Consider the following 16388-nt stretch of genomic DNA (forward strand, 5'->3'; position numbering starts at 1 on the left):
GAATCATCACGGCAGTCGTACCAGGAAAATTTCCTGGAAGGACAGCGTGACCACTGCCGCAACGACAACGGCCTGAATGCCAGCCAGAATCAGACAGCGCAGCAAGGTGCGCGGCTGGCTGGTCAGATAACGTTCAAACAGCACGATGGCGGCGAATACATAGACAAGGGTGGCCAGCCAGAACGGCAGGCGACCGACCAGTAACAGGGCATAACACAGCGTCAGTGCCAGCATGGCGCCCAGGCGGACGGCTTCGATATCGTTGAACAAATCGCGCAGGCGCTGGCCCACCGGCAGTGGTTTGAGCGCCCCCTGTCGCCAGGCGCGCAGGCTCAGCAATAGACCGCAGAACGCCAGCATCAGGCCCAGCGCCATCGGCACCAGACCGGGAATGGTCGACGGATGCACGCCCCGGCTTGCCAGTCGGGGCATGGTCCAGGCGGCGATAAACACCAGCAACCCCAAGGCGATAAACACCAGGCCACTGATCAGATCGGCGCGCAGCGAGCGTTGGCTGATATCGCTCATCGCTCAGCCCTCCTTATTAGGTGAATGTGCTTATAGAAATCCGGCCGGTGCCATATGACACTGGCCGGCTACGACTCAGCGGTCCACTTCGCTGCGGGTTTCGCAATCGATGCCGATGTCGATCGGGTCGATTACCGCTTCACCACGATGCACATAGGCACAGGCTTCCTGGATGGCGATCGGCATGGCGCGAGAGCGGGCTTCGGCACCATAGGATGGATCGAAGATGGCGCCCTGACGGTCGGCGTAACTCTGCAGTGCCTGGGAGTTCATCACGTGCTCCGCCCAGATGCGGTCCATGGTGGCGACCACTTCGTCCGGTACGCCGGTGGGAATAAAGATGCCGAAATAATCCGGCGCCACCGGCAGATCGGGCAACCAGTTGGTGACCGGCGGAATCGGCTCATCCAGACCTTCGATCGTGAGCGGCTTGTCACTCAACACCGCCAGCGGCTTGAGTCGGCCACCGCGCAGCATCTGCGCCTGTTCGACCGCCAACTGAGTGGTGACCATGGCCTCACCGCGCGCCGCGGCGACCACCGCCGGGTTGCCGCCGTCGTAGGTGATCATGTTGTATTCGAAGCCGCTTTCATCGCTGAGCGTGGCGATGGCGGTACCGCCGGAAGAGGTCTGACCGGCGGTGGCGACGGTGATTTGGCTGCCGCGTTCTTTGAAGGCGGCCAGCAGTTCACCGAAGTCATCGAACTCGCTGTTGGCCGGTACGCTGACCACCGGCACGTTCGCGACCGACAGGTAGATGTGATAGTCGTCGATGTTGGTGTCTTCGATCAGACCGGTGATCGAATAGTTGGCGTTGTTGGCGATGGCGTTGGCAGTCCAGGTGTAGCCGTCGCGTTCCGATTCCAGCACTTCACGGGTACCGATGGCACCGGAGGCGCCGCCCTGATTTACCACCACCACACTCTGGCCGAGGTGTTCCTCTAGAATGGGCACGGTGGCGCGGGTCACCTGGTCGGTGGAACCGCCAGCGCCCCAGGGCACGATGATGTTGATGGGTTTGGATGGTTGCCAGTCTTCCGCCATGGCCGGCATGGCCAGAGCAGCAGCAGTGATCAATCCATAAACCAGTGTTGTTTTTGTTGGGTTCATGTCTGACTCCAGGTTTTGAGGTGCGGCCAGGCCGCGTTTTTTATTTTTCCAGCACAATACAGCATTCGTGCCGGGACCGGTCGGCGGTTGCCGACCCTGGGTGAACGCCTCGAAGCGGGTTTACACCACGCTCAGATAACGTTCCTTGCACGTTGCCAGTACTTCCTCGGCTGGTTTTTTCCACCAGTGGTCGGCCGAGAAAATTTCCACTTCGTGAAAACCGTCGTAGCCCTGATCCTCGACCCAGCTGCGAATCAGCGGGATGTTGATGACGCCGTCGCCCATCATGGCGCGGTCGAGCAGCATGTCGGACATCGGCATGCGCCAGTCGCAGATATGAAAGGCCAGCAGCCGTTCGCGTCCGGCGCGTTCGATCTGTTGCTTGAGCTGCGGATCCCACCAGACGTGAAACACATCCACAGCGACACCGATGCCCGAGCCGATGCGGTCGCACAGATCGAGCGATTGCCCGAGGGTGTTAACGCAGGCGCGGTCGGCGGCGTACATCGGATGCAGCGGTTCGATGGCTAGTGGTACACCGGCCTGGCGGGCGTGATCGATGATGGCGTGCAGGCCGTCTTCGACCATGGTGCGCGCGCCAATCAGGTCGCGTGAGCCTTCGGGTATGCCGCCGACCACCAGCACCAGACACTGGGCACCCAGCTTGGCGGCGTCGTCGATGGCGCTTTTGTTGTCGTCAATGGCCGCCTGACGTTCGGCGGCGGTCGCGGCGGGAAACATGCCGCCGCGGCAGACGCCGGTCACCGTCATGTCGTGCTCGCGCAGCAGTCGCGCCGCCTGATCGACACCGCACTCGGCGAGCTTGTCGCGCCAGATGGAAATGCCGTGAATGTCGGCGGCAGCGTAACCGCGAATCTCTTCTTCCAGCGTCCATTGCACCTTGGTGGTGGCGTCGTTGATCGACAGCCGGCTGAAGTCGGTCAAAGGTTGTGCACTCATTGCTCGACTCCTCGTGTTGCCAGCACCTGTTTCATGCGTTGCACCGCCAGCTCCGGCTGACTGAGCAGGCCGGCCTGGTCGGCCAGGCGGAACAGTTCGGTCAGATGCAGGGTGGAACGCGCGCTTTCCTGACCGCCGATCATGGTGAAGTGATCCTGGTGGCCGTTGAGGTAGGCGAGAAACACCACGCCGGTTTTGTAGAAACGCGTCGGCGCCGCAAAGACGTGGCGCGCCAGCGGCAGAGTAGGCGCGAAAATCTTGTGATAGTTGTCCAGATCGCCGTCATCCAGAGCCGCCAGTGCTGCTGCCGCGGCCGGCGCGATAGCGTCGAAAATACCCAGCAAGGCATGGCTGTGTCCGTGTTCATCGCCTGCGATCAGTTCCGGGTAATTGAAGTCGTCGCCGCTGTACATTTTCACGCCGTCAGGCAGGCGGTTGCGCATGGCGATTTCCTTGCTGGCATCGAGCAGTGAAATCTTGATGCCGTCGACCTTGTCAGCGTGGCGCTGAATCACATCCAGGCAGACATCCATGGCGCGGTCGGCGTCGGCGTAACCCCAGTAACCGGCGAGCGCCGGATCGAACATCTCGCCGAGCCAGTGCAGTATCACCGGTTCGCGCGCCTGGCTGAGCAGGTGGTCGTAGACGCGGGCGTAGTCGTCGGGCGACTGAGCGTGCGCCGCCAGCGCACGGCTGGCCATGATGATCAGGCGGCCACCGAGTTGTTCGATGGCCGCCATCTGGCTTTCATAGGCGCGGATGACGTCGTCGACACTGCGGCATTCATCGACGCTCAGATGATCGGTGCCACAGCCGCTGGCGACGCGGGCGTTGGGGAAATCCCGGCTGGCGTCGATCGAGCGGCGAATCAGCTCCAGACTGGTCGGCCAATCCAGACCCATGCCGCGCTGGGCGGTGTCCATGGCTTCGGCGACGCCGAAACCCAGACGCCACAGATGACGGCGGTAATCCAGGGTGCGGTCCCAGTCCACGGCGCTGTCGAGCCAGGGATCGACCGGCGCCAGCGGATCGGCCACCACATGAGCGGCGGCATAGGCCACGCGGCTGCGCGGCCCGGCCGGGTTCGGTTGAAAGGACAGCGGCTGGCCGACCTGATAGCGGGTGACTTGGCCGGTGGCGTCGGGGAGCAGTAATGAATGGCTCATCTCAGTCCTCCAACGCCGGTACGTTCAGCCAGCGACGCTCAGCGGAACTTTGCAGCGCCAATTCGGCGAACTGCACGCCCTTGGCGGCTTCGCGCAAGGTCCAGCGGTAAGGCGCGTCTTCGACGACGTGACGGATAAACATTTCCCACTGGCGTTTGAAGGCGTTGTCGGTCGGTTCGCGCTCCGGAACTTTCTGCCAGTCACCAAAGAAATCCAGCGTCTGTTTCTGATCCGGGTTCCATACCGGTTTGGGGGTGGCTTCGCGCGGTTGGATGTAGCAGTCGGTCAGGCCAGCGACGGCGGAACCGGCGGTGCCATCGACATGGAAGGTGACTAGATCGTCGCGTCGCACCCGGGTGTTCCAGCTCGATTTGATGTGCACCACGGCGCCGTTGTCGAGTTCGACGGTGGCGTAGCAGGCGTCGTCTGCGGTGGCGTTATAAGGTTGGCCGTTTTCGTCCCAGCGCTGCGGAATATGGGTTTTGCCCAGGCAGGTGAGCGAGGTCGGCGCACCGAATAGGTTGTCGATGACGTAGCGCCAGTGGCACATCATATCGAGAATCATGCCGCCGCCGTCTTCTTTGCGGTAATTCCACGATGGCCGTTGCGCCGGTACCCAATCGCCTTCGAATACCCAGTAACCGAAATCCAGATCGACGCTGAGAATGCGACCGAAAAAACCGGAATCATTCAGTTGCTGCAGCTTGAGCAGACCGGGTAACCACAGCTTGTCCTGAACGGCGCCGTTTTTAACCCCGGCCTGTTCGGCGGTTTTGGCGATGGCCAGCGCATCTTGCAGATTTTCGGCGATGGGTTTTTCGCAGTAGACATGCTTGCCGGCGGCGATGGCTTTGCGCAGCAGATCGCAGCGCAATTGGGTGGAGGCGGCGTCGAAGAAGATCTGATCGTCTTTATTGGCCAGCGCCGCGTCCAGATCGGTGGTCCAGCGTTCAACCTTATGCTGCTCCGCCAGGCGGCGAATCTTGTCGGCGTTGCGGCCGACTAGAATGGGGTCGGGCATCACGCGGTCGCCATTCGACAGCACGACGCCGCCCTGGTCCCGAATCGCCAGAATGGAGCGGATCAGGTGCTGGTTCATGCCCATGCGGCCGGTAACGCCGTTCATGATGATGCCGAGTGAATGGGTAGTCATTGGGATTCCTCTTGATCGTGTTGAGTCAGTGCTCGCATGCCTGCAAAGGCAGGTACCGCGCCGCTGGCGAAGCCGGCACCGGCGAGCGAATCGAGGGCGATACGCCCCTGTTGGATGCGCAATGACAGACCTTTGTCATCGCGCTGATAGAGGCTTGGATGAGCCGAGGCGAAGGCGTCCACTTCGGTCGCGGGCGCGCCATCCAGTCGCCCCACAAAGTGGTGTCCGTTGCGTTCGACGTGGTCCAAACCGAGCAGGCCGACCAAAGCCAGGTCTTGTTGCACGGCGAGGCCGGCCTGGGTGGTCAGATCCTCAGCGGAGAGAAAGCAGCCGGCGCTGGTATCGTGCTGGCAGCGCATAGCGTTGATCAGGGAGCGATAGAGGCCTTTGCAGGCTTTGGACGAGACACCCAGATAGCCCAGTTCGCGGGCGCGGCGGAAGCTGTCCAGATCGGCGTCGCTTTCATCGATTAATAACGGCAGGCGTCGGGCCAGGTCGTGCACCGGTGTATCTAGGGTGTGCTCGCGGTGCAGTGGTTGTTCGACGAACAGAATTGACTGGCGCAGCCGCGTCAGTTGCGGTGTTGCCTCTATGGCGTCGAGTAATTCGCTGAACGCTGCAGCGGTGGTGAATTGTTCGTTGCCATCGAGCGTCAACCGGTAATTCGGCAGCGGCTCCAGTTGCCCGGCGATGGCGATCAGCCGTTGCAGGTCGGTATCGAGTTCGCCGCTGACCTTGACCTTGAAGTAACCCGGCTGATAGCGCTCGATTACCTCGCTGAGCGTTTCCGGCAAGCCATCGTTAAGCCCCGATTCCAGCTCCGCCGGTGTCAAAGCATCGGCCAGGCCAACGGTATGTCGCAGGGCGATGGACGGCTGAGGTTTGAGACCGGCAAGGAAGGCATCGATATCAAAACCGGCTAGATCGTCCGGCAGATGAGCCGCGCTCAGGCCGGGCCGGTTGAGCTGCATCAGTTGGGCGAACGACAGTTGCTCAATGTGGCCCAGCGCATCCAGACAGGCGCAGGCCAGCAGCGCCGGCCCGAAACCCGCGACCAGACCATTTTCACCACTTAGTTCGGCGCGTTGCCGGGCATCCAGATGCCAGGCGTGATCGGCAGCGGTCATCGGGCCGGGTTCGGCCAGGCTGAGTCTGAGCGCTGTGCTGACCGAACGCCGCAGTTGGTTGACGTTATCGGCCTCGCTCAAGGCGGGTGATTTGTCGAACCACTTGGGCACCATCAGCTCGGCGGCATAACCTTCGGCGCTGACACCGCTATTAGCGTCGCGCAGCCGCACGCGCACAAACACCTCGGTAACCTCGTGCAGAGTGATAACGCCGAAGCGAAACGGCAGCCGCAGTTTGTGGTCGCGTTCAAAGGCCTCGGCCTGTTCGATGATTAACAGCGGTGCCGTCATGCCAGTGCCTCGCGTAAACCGTGCAGATAACCGATGGCGCGCGCTGCGGTGGTGGCGCCATCGGGTTCATAGATAAAGGGTTCCACCGCCAGCGTGCCGCTGTAGCCGTGTCGGATCAGCGTCTCCAGCACCGGCAGAAAAGCATCGTCACCCTGGCCCGGTGCGCGACGGTTGCGGTCGTTCAGTTGCACGTGGGCGACCAGGCCGGAGTCGAGCCAGGCGTCGAGCACAGCAGCGGGCGATTCGGTTTCACCGTGCGCTGCGGCCGAGGTATCGAGCATGGTTTTCAAGCCCGGTCGATTGAGACGACGCACCAGGTCGGCGGTTTCGGCCAGGGTGTTGAGGTAGTTGGTTTCGCGCGGGGCCAGTGGTTCGATGCAGTAGGTGACGCCGGCTTTTTGGGCGAGTTCACCGGCGCGGTCGAAATAGTCTTCGGCGCGTTCCCGGTCGCCATCGGCTTCCAGCCGGCGCTGACCTGGCGAGCCATGCACCAGCACCTCAGCACCGAGCAGGGCGCACTGTTCGATCAGCCGCTGCATGGCCGCCAGGGTGTGTTGGCGCACGGTGCTGTCGGCGCTGACGATGGACAGCCCGGCTGGCGCCACCAGCAACCAATGCAGGCTGGTGATCGTCAGGCCGTGGCTGGCCGCAACGGCTTGGTAACCAAGAAGTTCTTTATCGGACAATGTCAGCGGGTTTTCGCCCAGGGTATAGGGCGCCACTTCCAGACCGTCGTAACCCAGCGCTGCCGCATAGCGGCATTGCTCGGCGAAGGAGCGGTCTGCCAGAACCTCGTTGCACAACGCAATGCGCATTCGAGCACCTTTTTTGTTTTTATTAACTATATGGTTACTTTTAAGCTAACAACGGGATTTGCTGCTGTCAAAATGGTTGCTGGCTCTCTAGACGAGGTTGGATGGTGGAGCCTGAACTTCAATGATCGTCAGGAAAAATCGCTGTACAGGGAAAATTCTCTTTGGATTCAGTAGCTTGCTGCCAGCACTGGAATGATCGCTTTCTTGCTGACAGCTGAATCTTCATTCCTGACAAATATAACTATGTGGTTACTTATAAAAAAATAATCGGATTGGCGTGTTTTACTGGAGGGATTGGAGATGTGACGAGGAGCAGAAGGAAAAGCCAACCTGGGGCGCTGGATGAGCGCACCGCAGGTTGGTAATGGAGGGGTTCAGATCACGCCGATGGAGCGCGGCGGCCGCTGATCTTCCGGGATATCGTCGCGTTCCCAGAAACCGATCAGAATGCCTTGGCGCCGCGACAGGCCATTGTTCGCCTGCTCCATTGCGCGACTGACTGTGGTTCGGTTGCGCAGGGTTGCGCTCCAGTCGAGTAATTGATGCCGCAGTTCGCTGCGCACAGCGCTGCGTGCCGGATCGCGGCCGAGGTCGACCAGTTCGTCCGGATCATCGTGCAGGTCGTACAGCAGGTCGGCGAAACCGGGGCAGTGCACCAGCTTGTGGCGACCATCGAAGATCATCGTCATGCGCGCATCCAGCGCATCGACACCCAACTGCTTAGCCACCGGCAGGCGGCCGTAGTCGTCTTCGCTGATGATAAAGTCACGCTCGAAAGCGCTGGCTTGATTGTGCAGCCAGGGTTGCAGCGAGCGGCCTTCGATACGGTGTTCGGCAGCGGTGCCGCCGGCGCTTTCGATCAGCGTCGGCAACACATCAATAGCACCGACCAGCGCATCGCATTGGCTGCCTCGGCTGGCGTCGGCTTCCGCTCTTGGGTCGGCGATAATCAGCGGCAGTTTTACCGACGGCTGATGGAACAGATCTTTCTCGCCGAGCCAGTGATCACCCAGATAATCGCCGTGATCGGCAGTAAAGACGATCAGCGTATCGTCGCTCAGGCCTTTGGCGTCGAGGTGGTCGAGCAGCCGGCCAATGTGGTCGTCGACTTCTTTGACCAAACCATAATAAGCCGGCAACACATGGGCGCGCTTGGCCGGATCGGCCAGGGTGCGGCTGACGCCCAGCTCCATAAAGGCACCATAGATCGGATGTGGATCGGCGCGTTCAGCTTCGCTGCGCACCGCCGCTGGCAGCTCCATATCGCGATACAACTGGTGATAGGGATCCGGCGCCAGGTAGGGCCAGTGCGGTTTGATGTAAGAAGCGTGCAGACACCAGGCCTGATCGCCCAGGGCGTCGATGGTTTCGATCACTCGGTCGGTCAGATAGGCGGTTTCTGAGTGTTCTTTGGGGATGCGCGCCGGCAGGTGGGCGTTGGCCAGAAAGAAGCCGGACAGCCGTTCGCCGTTGTCGCCATCGGCGGCATTGGCCCACTCCAGCCAGGGGTTGTCGCCGTCGAAACCCTGTTTACGCAGATAGTCGTTATAGCGCGGCTCGACCGCTGAATACTTGCCGGCCGGGCCTTCCGGATGCAAGCCGTCGTCGTGCTCGCCTGCCACAAAACCCGCGTTACTGAGCTTCTTACCCAGAGCGGAATCCGCCGCTATGTTGAGCCGGTTCATGCCCTCGCGGTCGGGTTTCATATGGGTTTTACCGAGCAGTACCACACGCCGATCCAGCTCGCCTAAATAGTCGGCCAGCGTCCACTCATCCAGACTGAACGGCCAGTCGTTCCAGGTGGCACCGTGCGAGCGCACGTGACGGCCAGTATAGAAAGAGGCGCGGGAATTACCGCAGCTGGTGCCCTGGGTGTAGGCGTTGGTAAAACGCAGACCCCGCTGCGCCAGGCGATCGATATTGGGCGTATCGATCACACCGCCATAGCACGACAACGCATCCCAGCGCAGTTGATCGATCATAATAAAGAGGCTGTTCTTAACCGTTGAACTCATCGCTTAGGACTCCTGCAAGGCAGTGGTCGCCAACGCCGGGCGGCGCAGCCAGTGCAGACTCAGCACGGCCAGACCCAGCACCAGGCTGGCGAGGCTCAGCGTCAGGTAAGGTGTCAGCAGTCCCAGGGCGAGGACAAAGCGCAGCAGACTTTCCAGCGGATGCAGGGCGCGCCGGTCAAAACGCGCCAGGCTGGAGGTCACCAGATAGAGCGCGGCCAGCAATTGCACCAGCAGCCAGGCGTAACCGGCCAGACTGAATTCTGCACCGGCTTCGGCCACGGTCAGCATCAGCGGGTTGTAGGCGAAGGCGAAGGGAATCAGGAACATCACCGCCGAGATACGGGTACTGGCAATGGCCGTCGCCATCGGCGTGCCGCCGGAAATGGAAGCGGCGGCGTAGGCGGCGATCGCCACCGGCGGGGTAATCACCGAAGCAACGCCGAAGAAGAACACAAACATGTGCGCCGTCAGCAGGCTCATGCCGAACGCCTGCAAGGTCGGACCCATGACCGCGATAATGGCGATATAAGCCGGCAAGGTCGGCATACCCATACCCAGCACGATGCTGCCAGCGGCAGTAATCAATAACGCCGCCAGCAGCGAATAGTTGGAGGCATCGGACAGCAGCACCGCGAAGGTGGTGGGAATACCGGTTGCTGCCAAGGTGGCGACAATCACGCCGACCACGGCGATGGCCATCGACAAACGCGCCACCGTCACGCCACCTTCGGCAATGGCGGACAGCAGCTGTATCGGTTTACGGCGAATCGCCGGGTTAAGCAGGCTCAGCGGCAGCAACATAAAAATGGCGCTGATCGACGCGCCGGCTGGCGACAGACCGCGCACCAGCAGCCAGACGATCATCGCCAGCGGCGCAATGATCAGCAGCAGGTTAATCCAGTCCTGACGCAACACCGGCTCGGCGACGGTTTCTTCTTCGCTCGCGCTCAGGCCCAGCTTGCGCGCTTCGAAATAGACCGCCAGAAACAGGCTGGCGTAATAGGCCAGCGCCGGTATCAGCACCGCCAGTATCACTGTCAGATAGGTCACCCCGACGTAGTCAGCCATCACCAGCGCAGCGGCGCCCATGATCGGTGGCAGTATCTGCCCGCCGGCCGAAGCTGAGGATTCCAGTCCACCGGCGAAATCGCCGTGAAATCCGCGCTTTTTGATCATCGGAATGGTCACCACACCGGTGCCGACCACATTGGCGACGGCGCTGCCGGACACAGTGCCAAACAGGCCCGAAGCCAGAATGGCAGCGTAGGCCGGACCGCCGCGAAAACGCTGCATTAAGGCAAAGGAAATGCGGATCATCGATTGACCGGCACCGCAGCCATCGAGCACCGCGCCAAGCACGATAAAGGGCAGCACGGTGGACAAAATAATGCCGAAGATGGAGCCGAGTACGCCGTTATCGCTGCCGAACCAGAGGTTCGATGCCAGCCGGTCGAGCACATTACCGCCAGCGGTTTGCAAAACGCCGGGCCAGTATTGGCCGGTGGCCAGATAGCTCAGTGCCAGCAAGCCGATAATGGCGATGGGCGCTCCCCAAAGCCGCCAGCAGATGATGGTGGCAATGGCGACAGCTGCGAGCGCGACGCTGGTGTCCCAGCCATCGAAAAAGACGATGGAAAACATCATCTCCCGGGCCACCACGAAATAGCGCAGGCTGCAGTAAAGCGTAACGACGATCAGTGCCAGATCGAGCAGCAGTCGGCCGGTGCCGATGTTTTGTCCGGCCGCTAAGCGAGCGCGCCAGCCATAAACGACGGCGATGGCGACGCAGAAACTGAAGAAGGCCGGGCGAAACCATTCGACGGCAAAGGGGCCAAGCCGGGGCACGAAGTCGTAGCCGGGCATTACATTGATCAGGCCGGCCAGTGCCAGCAATCCGCCCAGCACCAATATCAGTCGGCGCAGGCGCGGATCGGTCATCCAGGAAGTCAGCATGGAGTCCTCCCGAGGCGAGCCAAGGCTCGCCTCAAGGTCATAGTTCTAAGTTCTGGGTTCTAAGTTCTAAGTTCTGGGTTCTTAGTTGGCAGGCGGTAACAGAGCGTCGGGAACAGCGATATCGTGCTCGCGGTAGTAACGCAGCGCGCCTGGATGCAAGGGCGCATTGACGCCAGCGAAGGGGTTGTCGGTGCTGACACTGCGCAGCAGAGCGTTAGATGCCTTGAGCTCGTCGATGTTGTCCCAGTAGGCCTTGGCCAGGCGGTAGGCGACGTCATCATCGAGGCCAGCGTGGGTGCCCATAAACATGATGTTGGAGGCAGTGACCAGGTCTTCATCGCCATTTACCTGGCCCTGGTAAGTGCCGGCCGGAATGGTGGTGTAGTCCATGGCGGCCGCTTCGGTATAGGCGTCCCAGTCCGCGGTACCGAGCTTCTGTTGCGGAATGCCGAGGATGCGGATGGAGCGTTGCAGGCTCATCTCATTGATGGATTGCTGGCCGACCGGAGCGGAAATCACCAGGACGTCATATTGGCCGTCCTGAAAACCCTGTACCGCTGCACCCCAGGGTGCGCGCACGGCATCGTAGTCGGCTTCGGTCAGGCCGGACGCGACTTCGATCATACCCATGATCTGCATATTGGCAGCACCGGCCGGTGGGCCGACATAGACGCGCTTGCCGCGCAGGTCATCCCAACTTTCGATGCCGTCATCGGCCCAGGTAATGGCGTGGTAGGTGGAACCCGGCAGGCCGGTGATGGCACGCACATTGGCGGATAACTGCTTGGCCTGATCGGCGTTGCTGGCGTAAGGACCGACACCACGGCGCATGGCGTTAAAGGCCGGTGGCGGCACCACAGAAGTATCGAGGCGGCCGGCGCCGAGCATCATCACTGAGCGGGTCAGCGTCTGGCCGAGCACGACTTGCAGGGAAATGCCTTCACGGTTGGCGTATTGAGCAAAGGTCTGCGGCAGGATGCCGGTAACGGAAGCCGAGCCGCCGGCGTCCATTTGCAGGTTTTCCGCATGGCTCAGACCGGCGCACAGCAGCAGCGCCAGGCCCGCGCAGAGGGACTGGAGGAAGGTTTTCATGATCACCTCGTATTATTGGATTTATTAGAGAGACTCTTTAGGTCAACTCAGTGTGCCTTGAGCGCAGACCTTCGTATAATGCAATTTTAGCGACCCAAACCAACAAAAATGCATATAACGGGGAGCCCTTGCCATGGAACCCAAGCACCTGGTCCATTTGGCCGCCATTATAGACAGCGGCTCGATTCGCGCCGCCGCCAGCCGGCTCAACCTGACGCAGTCGACCTTGACCCGCAATATTCAAACGCTGGAGATGCAGGCCGGTGGCAGTCTGTTTGCGCGCAGTCGTCACGGTGTGCGTCAGACCTCGCTGGGCGCGGCGCTGGCGCGCGAAGGCCGCAGCATTGCCCGGGCGGTCTGGGTCGCCGAACAGGCCGCGACTCGCCATGGACTGGGGCTGAAACGGGAATTACGCATCGGCGTCGGGCCGCTGTTCGCCAACAACGTTATGAACAAGGTGGCCCAGGATCTGGTCAGCACTCATGCCGAGTTGTCGTTGCAGATACGCGTGGATACGCCCTATCGATTGTTTGAGCAGATGCACGACGATGCGCTCGATCTGGTGATCGCGCCGCGGGTGCAGTCGCCCACTCAGGAACTCGATTGCGAACTCTTGCTCGAAGACCGCCTGGTGGTGGTCGCCGCCGAGCATCATCCGTTGGCCGGCATTGGTCCTTTGCAGGTAGCCGATTTAGAAGATCGTGACTGGATCAATATGGGCACCTACGCCCGCTTTGAGGAATCGCCGGTGGAGCGTTTGCAAGCGGCGGGCATCCATCGTCTGCATACCCCTATAGCGCTGTCCGGCGATGCCGTTATCTGTCTGAATATTCTCAGTGAAGGTCGGCACCTGAGTCTGATGCCGCAGCGCCTGACGCAGCGCGTTGCCGCCGACTATGGTTTGAAAGTGCTCAATGTCGACGCCGATTTCGGCCAGCGCAATCTCTATTTATGGCATCGATTGAGTGACACTGATCCAAGCTGGGTAGCGACGTTGCGGGCTGCCTTATTAGCAAGGTTGGCATAACGACTATTGGCATAACGACTAAGGTAGCCAATTAAATCGGGAACGGTGAACGCCGATGCAGTGGTAGTAACAAACACAAAAAAATCAGGTGTTGTTAACCGGCGTATGCAGAGATCTTTTCATTCGAGTGCCACTTAAATTTTTTAATGGCACTCGAATGAAATGCGCTTAGTTCAAAGTATAGCTTAGACCGAGCGTCAAAAAGGTTTCTTCGTAGAATCGACTGGTTTTGGTACCAGATGTCAGATCGCCATTGCTGTCTATCTCGACATCTTCTATCTCTCTGTTGCCAAACTGAAATTCTATTTCTGAATGAATGGCAATTCGTTCTCCAAGAGACTCTTCAAAACCAATAATGGCACTGCCGTGATATCCCGAAAAAGTTCGTTCATCGACGGCATCGTTTTCATACTCTTCGGTGCCGCGGTAGGTATAGTAACCAGCCTTAGCTGCCAGATAGACACCATCATTGATAAAATATTGGCCTCCCAGGCTGAACCCAAAATTGGGGTCCTCGACGGTGCTGTAGTCTTCGTATCTATCATCACCTACGCTGTATTCATCAAGTTTATCGGTAAGCAGATCGAACTCATCCAGTTTTGCATAGAAGGCTAAATCGTCGGAATGAGCAAAGCGAATGCCGGCAGATTCATAGCCGATTGGACTGATGATGATATCAATATCACCTGCTTTTATTGGTGTTTCGGCAAGTGCCTGGATTGACGTGGTCCATAATAAAATAAGCGACAACAGTAGAATTCTCATCAAACTCTCCTTCGTAAGCTGAGTCCTTAAGCGGAATTGCAATGTCTAGTTTGGGGTGGAGTAAGTTCAGGCTGAAAAATAATTTAATGAATTGCAAACCAATTTTATTGATGGAAGTAACATGATTTTTGGCGAATTAGAAAAATATTTTTGTCGACAATGGTTTAGGCGGAATTTCGAAAAATAAAAATTTCTAAATTAATTTCATGATCGTCAATCGGTTGACGACTAATGCTGCCTTGTTAAGTTGAAAACATTCCTTTGCCATTTATTTGACTAGAATCTGAATGGTAAATGTGACGGGTTATTTGGGGTAGGCAGTTATAGCAATGGCATAAAAAAACCCGCCAATAAGGCGGGTAAAGCACAACACAAGATGGAAAAAACAGTGTCTTTGATGAACGCGCCAATTTGGCGCGTTCATTGTCGCGACTAAACTTTTAAGCGCGGGAATACAGCGCGGGCGTTGTCTTCAAAAATTATTTTCTTCTCGGCAACACTCAGCTTGGTATTGCCGTCGATATAACGCTTGGTGTCGTCGTAGTAGTTGCCGGTGCGCGGGTCGATGCCGCGTACCGCGCCGATCATTTCTGAGGCGAACAGAATGTTTTTGGTCGGAATTACGTCCAGCAACAGATCGATGCCTTCCTGGTGGTAAACGCAGGTATCGAAGTAGATGTTGTTCAGGACGCGCTCTTCCAGATCGCCCCAGCCTTTGTCTTCACTGATGCCACGGAAACGACCCCAGTGGTAAGGCACCGCGCCGCCGCCATGAGGAATGATGAATTTCAAATCCGGGAAGTCTTTGAACAGGTCGGATTTCATCATATGCACGAACGCCGTGGTGTCGGCGCTGAGATAGTAAGACGAGGTGGTGTCGAAGCTTTCGTGGCAGGAACCACTGACGTGAATCATCGCCGGGATGTTCAGCTCGACCATTTTTTCGTAAATCGGATACCAGAACTTGTCGTACAGTGGCTTGTCTTTCCAGAAACCGCCGGACGGATCGGGGTTCAGGTTGCAGCCGATAAAGCCCATCTGCTCAACGGTGCGCTCCAGTTCGGCGACGCAGGCCTCGGGCGTAACACCCGGGCTTTGCGGCAACTGGGCGACCGGCGCGAAGTTCTGCGGGAACAGATCGCAGACGCGTTTGATCAAATCGTTGCAGTGTTCAGTCCAGGCGATGCTGGTGCTTTCATTGCCCAGGTCGTGACCCATCCAGCTGGCGCGTGGCGAGAAAATGGTCAGGTCGGTGCCGCGCTCGCGTTGCAGTTTTAACTGGTTGTTTTCGATGCTTTCGCGAATCTGGTCGTCGCTGATGTTCAGCGTGCCTTTAGCGGTGCGAAAGTTGGGATCGCTGTTCAGCTCGGCGCGCTGTTGATCGCGGTATTCGCCCAGCTCGCCCGGGGCCGTGGTGTAGTGACCGTGGCAATCGATGATCATGGTCCGCTCCAAATAAGTCGGTAATGTTGTGTTGTTATTAATTAGGTTATGAGTTGCGTTATTAGTCGGGGCCAGCAGGCCCCGTTTTTTTTCGCCGGACGCTTACTGATCTTCCAGCAGAATAATACCAGCGCCGGTGTTAGAAGCCGGGACATGATAGAAGCTGTAGGTTTCCTTGGCGGCGTCGCCCAGCGCGCCGCGCATGATCAGCCACATCACCAGTTCGATGCCTTCGGAGCCAGCTTCGCGCATGTATTCGACGTGCGGTTTTTTCACCAGGCTGGGCACATCGGCGGTCAGGTCGCGCAGAAAGGCGCGGTCGAATTCTTCGTTGACCAGGCCGGCGCGTTCGCCCTGTAACTGGTGCGACATGCCGCCGGTGCCGAAGATGGCGACGTTAAGGTCTTCACCATAAGCTTCGACCGCTTTGCGGATTGCCACACCCAGATCGAAGCAGCGCTTGCCTGTGGGTGGCGGATACTGAATGACGTTGACGCACAGCGGAATGATTTTGCACGGCCATTCTTCCGGCTCACCAAAGGCGATCGACAGCGGCACGGTGCAGCCGTGGTCGATGTCCATTTCGTTGGCGATGGTCATGTCGAATTCATCGAGAATCAGCGATTCGGCCAGATGCCAGGCCAGGTCCGGTTCGCCCTGGGCGACCGGGACTTTGCGCGGGCCATAGCCTTCGTCGGCCGGGTTGAACGATTCCGCAACCCCCAAGGTGAAGGTCGGGATCAGATTCAGGCCGAAGGCTGAGGCGTGGTCGTTGTAAACCACGATGGCGACGTCCGGCTTGTTCTTTTTGAGCCAGTCGCGCACCGGCTGATAGCCATCGAACAGGGGTTTCCAGTAATCGTTCTGGGTCTTGCCGTTGTCGATGGCGGCACCGATGGCCGGTACGTGGGACGAGCCGATGCCGGTAGTAATTCTAGCCATG

14 protein-coding genes are annotated in these 16388 nt (G+C 59.1%); 1 reads left to right on the forward strand and 13 read right to left on the reverse strand.

Translation table 11 applies throughout. The features are described 5' to 3' along the window. Window positions 1-6 precede the first annotated feature (6 nt). The 10 genes from ABMA60_RS02570 to ABMA60_RS02615 form a co-directional block, all read right to left on the reverse strand. Window positions 7-528 carry a tripartite tricarboxylate transporter TctB family protein gene (locus tag ABMA60_RS02570; protein WP_392798238.1) on the reverse strand — a complete coding sequence of 174 codons (522 nt, stop codon included), beginning with the start codon at window positions 526-528 and terminating at the stop codon, window positions 7-9. A gap of 75 nt (window positions 529-603) precedes the next feature. Beyond that, on the reverse strand, window positions 604-1638 hold the full coding sequence (locus ABMA60_RS02575) for a tripartite tricarboxylate transporter substrate binding protein (RefSeq protein WP_392798241.1): 1035 nt from the start codon (window positions 1636-1638) through the stop codon (window positions 604-606). Between the two features lie 120 nt (window positions 1639-1758). Next, complete coding sequence (locus ABMA60_RS02580; RefSeq protein WP_392798244.1) at window positions 1759-2598, reverse strand: sugar phosphate isomerase/epimerase family protein; 840 nt, start codon at window positions 2596-2598, stop codon at window positions 1759-1761. Next, window positions 2595-3764, reverse strand: a complete 1170-nt coding sequence (locus tag ABMA60_RS02585; protein ID WP_392798247.1) for a dihydrodipicolinate synthase family protein — start codon at window positions 3762-3764, stop codon at window positions 2595-2597. Before ABMA60_RS02585 ends, ABMA60_RS02580 begins: the two co-directional genes overlap by 4 nt. Window position 3765: 1 nt before the next feature. After that, window positions 3766-4917: a Gfo/Idh/MocA family protein gene (locus tag ABMA60_RS02590; protein WP_392798250.1), complete on the reverse strand. Its 1152-nt coding sequence runs from the start codon at window positions 4915-4917 to the stop codon at window positions 3766-3768. Further along, window positions 4914-6335 (reverse strand): hypothetical protein, encoded by a 1422-nt coding sequence (locus ABMA60_RS02595; RefSeq protein WP_392798253.1) that lies wholly within the window; start codon window positions 6333-6335, stop codon window positions 4914-4916. Before ABMA60_RS02595 ends, ABMA60_RS02590 begins: the two co-directional genes overlap by 4 nt. After that, the gene (locus ABMA60_RS02600; RefSeq protein ID WP_392798255.1) at window positions 6332-7150 is read right to left on the reverse strand and encodes a sugar phosphate isomerase/epimerase family protein; all 819 of its coding nucleotides are present in this window, start codon (window positions 7148-7150) and stop codon (window positions 6332-6334) included. The genes ABMA60_RS02595 and ABMA60_RS02600 overlap by 4 nt, the downstream gene beginning before the upstream one ends. 374 nt (window positions 7151-7524) lie before the next feature. Further along, entirely contained in the window at window positions 7525-9165 is a 1641-nt protein-coding gene (locus ABMA60_RS02605) for a sulfatase-like hydrolase/transferase (RefSeq protein ID WP_392798258.1), read from the reverse strand. A 3-nt stretch (window positions 9166-9168) separates the two neighbouring features. After that, on the reverse strand, window positions 9169-11118 hold the full coding sequence (locus ABMA60_RS02610; protein ID WP_392798261.1) for a TRAP transporter permease: 1950 nt from the start codon (window positions 11116-11118) through the stop codon (window positions 9169-9171). Window positions 11119-11199: 81 nt separating this feature from the next. After that, window positions 11200-12210 carry a TAXI family TRAP transporter solute-binding subunit gene (locus ABMA60_RS02615; RefSeq protein WP_392798264.1) on the reverse strand — a complete coding sequence of 337 codons (1011 nt, stop codon included), beginning with the start codon at window positions 12208-12210 and terminating at the stop codon, window positions 11200-11202. Window positions 12211-12343: 133 nt separating this feature from the next. Between ABMA60_RS02615 and ABMA60_RS02620 the strand changes: the two genes are divergently transcribed. Then, window positions 12344-13237: a LysR family transcriptional regulator gene (locus ABMA60_RS02620; RefSeq protein WP_392798267.1), complete on the forward strand. Its 894-nt coding sequence runs from the start codon at window positions 12344-12346 to the stop codon at window positions 13235-13237. 168 nt (window positions 13238-13405) lie between these two features. On the opposite strand, the gene ABMA60_RS02625 is transcribed toward ABMA60_RS02620, so the two are convergent. The 3 genes from ABMA60_RS02625 to ABMA60_RS02635 all read right to left on the reverse strand — a co-directional run bounded on the left by ABMA60_RS02625 (window position 13406) and on the right by ABMA60_RS02635 (window position 16387). Beyond that, the gene (locus ABMA60_RS02625) at window positions 13406-14002 is read right to left on the reverse strand and encodes a hypothetical protein (RefSeq protein ID WP_392798270.1); all 597 of its coding nucleotides are present in this window, start codon (window positions 14000-14002) and stop codon (window positions 13406-13408) included. 432 nt (window positions 14003-14434) lie between these two features. Next, window positions 14435-15445 (reverse strand): amidohydrolase family protein, encoded by a 1011-nt coding sequence (locus tag ABMA60_RS02630; RefSeq protein ID WP_392798273.1) that lies wholly within the window; start codon window positions 15443-15445, stop codon window positions 14435-14437. A gap of 102 nt (window positions 15446-15547) precedes the next feature. Beyond that, on the reverse strand, window positions 15548-16387 hold the full coding sequence (locus ABMA60_RS02635; RefSeq protein WP_392798277.1) for a class III extradiol dioxygenase subunit beta: 840 nt from the start codon (window positions 16385-16387) through the stop codon (window positions 15548-15550). Window position 16388 lies beyond the last annotated feature (1 nt).

The sequence above is a fragment of the Saccharospirillum sp. HFRX-2 genome (assembly GCF_043196805.1).
Classification (GTDB): domain Bacteria; phylum Pseudomonadota; class Gammaproteobacteria; order Pseudomonadales; family Natronospirillaceae; genus Saccharospirillum.